The 3060-nt window shown below is 56.1% G+C and carries 4 protein-coding genes; all 4 read right to left on the bottom strand.

What is annotated here, in order from left to right; genetic code table 11:
* Positions 1-678: aldehyde dehydrogenase family protein (locus tag PFH44_RS26265; RefSeq protein ID WP_283826649.1), on the bottom strand; the 678-nt coding region annotated here is incomplete at its 3' end.
* A gap of 44 nt (positions 679-722) precedes the next feature.
* Positions 723-1508: a propanediol utilization microcompartment protein PduB gene (gene pduB / locus PFH44_RS26270; RefSeq protein WP_045854993.1), complete on the bottom strand. Its 786-nt coding sequence runs from the start codon at positions 1506-1508 to the stop codon at positions 723-725.
* Positions 1509-1529: 21 nt separating this feature from the next.
* The gene (gene grpH, locus PFH44_RS26275; RefSeq protein ID WP_005969382.1) at positions 1530-1811 is read right to left on the bottom strand and encodes a propanediol utilization system shell hexameric protein GrpH; all 282 of its coding nucleotides are present in this window, start codon (positions 1809-1811) and stop codon (positions 1530-1532) included.
* A 203-nt stretch (positions 1812-2014) separates the two neighbouring features.
* The coding region (locus tag PFH44_RS26280) for an acetate/propionate family kinase (RefSeq protein WP_283826650.1) at positions 2015-3060 on the bottom strand (1046 nt) is incomplete at its 5' end.

Raw genomic sequence — 3060 nt, forward strand, 5'->3', positions numbered from 1 at the left:
ATTGGCGGGTGCGCCGAGCCGCGCCAGCTGCCGGCCGATCAGCGCGACGCAGTGCAGCGAGACCTGACGCGATCGTGGATGAGGGCTGAAGATAACGGTGTTGCCTGCCGCCAGCATGCCGATAGAGTTGTTGATAATCGTCTCCGTCGGGTTGGTGGTGGGGGTAATGGAACCAATGACTCCGTAAGCAGAATATTCCGTTAGCGTCAGGCCGCCATCGCCGCTTAGCGCGCCGGTGGCCAGATCCTCAACGCCCGGCGTTTTTTGCGCGGCAACGCGGTTTTTCACCAGCTTGTCGGCATAGTTACCCATTCCCGTCTCTTCTACGGCCATTCTGGAAATGGCCTGCAGCACCTCTTCCTGCAGAAAAAGCTGGCGAATTCCCTCAACAAAGCGGGCGCGATCCTGCATTGAGCAGTGGCGATACTGGATTTGCGCGTGCTGTGCTGCGGCGATGGCTTCATCCATTGTTGCAAAAGCGCCATCGCCGGAGGGAAGGGCGGCGGCAGGTTCAGCGCTGACGCGGCTCGCCAGCACGCTGGCGACAATGGCTTCAATGCTGTCGCTGTCATGAGCCGTCGACACCGCGGAGGCTTGCGGTTCCTGCGCGTCCGGTGCCGTTTTTGTATATTTACTCAGGACGCGGGAGACGGCCTGGGTAATTTCAAGATCGTTCATGTTCTACTTTCCTTACTCCACTTCACACAGGTTGCCGCATGCCATCAAATGTACGGCGTTGTCGTCGATTTGATGGGCGTCGGATCCAGGGTGGCCAGCAGCTGCTTCCCGACCTCTCTTGCCGCAATAACGGCCTGACGAACCGCGCCCGAGTCGCCGGCGAAAGTGAAGATCACTTCGTTACTAAAGCTGGTGCCTTTCGCCGGGCTGGCGTAGCCCACGGGTTCAATCACCGCTGCTTTCGCCGCGGCATCGGCAACCACCACGCCAATCGCCGCGGGCGAGGCGCAGGTCATGCCGAAGGATTTACCCAGCGGCGCGCCGAGGGCTTTATTAAGGGCATAGCTGGCGCGTGCGGTGTACTGGAATTCCAGATGACCCGCCGGTGAGCCATAGACGTCACCCATTGTTCGCTCAATTTCAGACAGGGCGACTTCAATCGCGCGGCGCACATCGGATACGTCGGATGCGCCGAAAATGATCAGGCAGCCGTGCCCGCCGCCGCCTTCGGTGTCGCGCGCCAGTTCGATAGAGAGTATTTCACTGTTGGTGGCTTTGATGGCCTCATCTGCGGCAAAAATATGCGGGCCGGCACCCGTGCGTGCGCCAAGAATACCGATTGAGCGATATTTCTTGTCGATGTTCATGACCTCATGTAGCTGATGATCGACGTTGGCAATAACCAGCCCGATAGTATGCCCCAGGGCCGTACCGACAAACTCCGTTAAACCACAGCCGGCAAAGCTGGCTGCTGTTTTTTTATTTGTACTCACGTCGGTCTGTTTATTCATTACTTCAGATATAATCTGTTCAACAAGATTATCTCTCATGGTCAGTATCCCCTGGCTTTATTAACTGACAGCTTTCGGCAGAATTTTTTCTACTTCGATATGTGGGCGCGGAATAACATGTACGGAGACCAGTTCACCCACTTTACCTGCCGCTGCGGACCCTGCGTCAGTTGCTGCTTTGACTGCGCCAACGTCGCCGCGAACCATGACGGTAACTAATCCTGAACCAATTTTTTCGTAGCCTACCAGCATAACGTTAGCGGATTTAACCATGGTATCTGCGGCTTCAATTGCGGATACCAGACCTTTTGTTTCAACCATACCTAATGCTTCTTGTTGCATAACGACCTCAATATTTACAGGTAAGAGTAAACGTCAGTAATGAATTAGCCCGGCGAGGGATAGTCCACGTATCTAATAAATTAATGCAATATGATATTATTGCGCTAAGGACAAAATGTTTTGCCCGTCAGAGAGATTTTCTTGTTATTCGGTTTTACCCCTGGACAATAAAATCCTCCCCGTTGGCAAGGGAAGCGAAAAAATCAGGCGACGCCCTCAAATGCGCAAGAGAGCGCGGCGGCATCCTGAGCGATCATCTTCTCTTCATTCGTCGGGATCACCGCCACGATAGGGGAGTTGGGTACTGAAATTATCCCCTGATGGCCGGCAAACATTTGCGCATTCTTAACCCTATCGATATGTACGCCGAAGACAGCCAGCCGCCGGGCGGTCAATTCGCGCACCAGGGCCGAGTTTTCCCCAATACCGCCGGTAAAAATCAGGGCATCAAAGCGATGCAGCGACGTGAGATGCGCGCCAAGATGACGGGCAAGACGGTGCACCATCACGTCAATGGCAAGCGTGGCGCGAGGATCGCCTTTGCTGCGCGCTTCCTGCAGTGTGCGGCAATCGCTGGAGAGCCCGGATACGCCCAGCAGGCCTGAGTCGTTGTTCACCATTTTGTACAGCGATTCGATGGTCTGACCGGTGCAACGGGCAATATGGGCAGCGGCACCAAAATCCAGATCGCCGCAGCGCGTCCCCATCACCAGCCCTTCCAGAGGCGTCATGCCCATGGAGGTATCCACGCTTTTGCCATTTTTTACGGCGCATACCGACGACCCGTTGCCGAGATGGGCGATAAGAATGCCATGATCGGCGGGATCGAGATCTAGTTGCGCAACCGCTTCTGCGGCGATAAACCGGTGCGATGTGCCGTGGAAGCCGAATCGTCTGACCTGATGCTGCTGTTGATACGCCAGAGGAATGGCGTAGGTATAGGCTTCCGGGGGCAAGGTCTGGTGGAACGCCGTATCAAACACCGCAACCTGCGGCAGATGCGGTAATAACGACAGTGCGGCCTCGATGCCCGTCAGGTTCGCCGGGTTATGCAACGGGGCCAGAACGGAGAGTTCACGAATGCGGGTAATGACGTCATCGGTGAGCAACACGGAGTGCTTGAAATCGCTGCCGCCGTGCGCCACGCGGTGGCCAATAGCGCATACGCGCGGGAGCAACGCCAGATGTTCAAGTTTTGTGAAGAGCGTTTTCAGGGCGCCGATGGGGCTGGCATCGCCCAGCCGCCCGG

It is taken from the genome of Klebsiella sp. Ech2A (assembly GCF_030078455.1).
In the GTDB taxonomy this organism is placed as follows: domain Bacteria; phylum Pseudomonadota; class Gammaproteobacteria; order Enterobacterales; family Enterobacteriaceae; genus Klebsiella; species Klebsiella terrigena.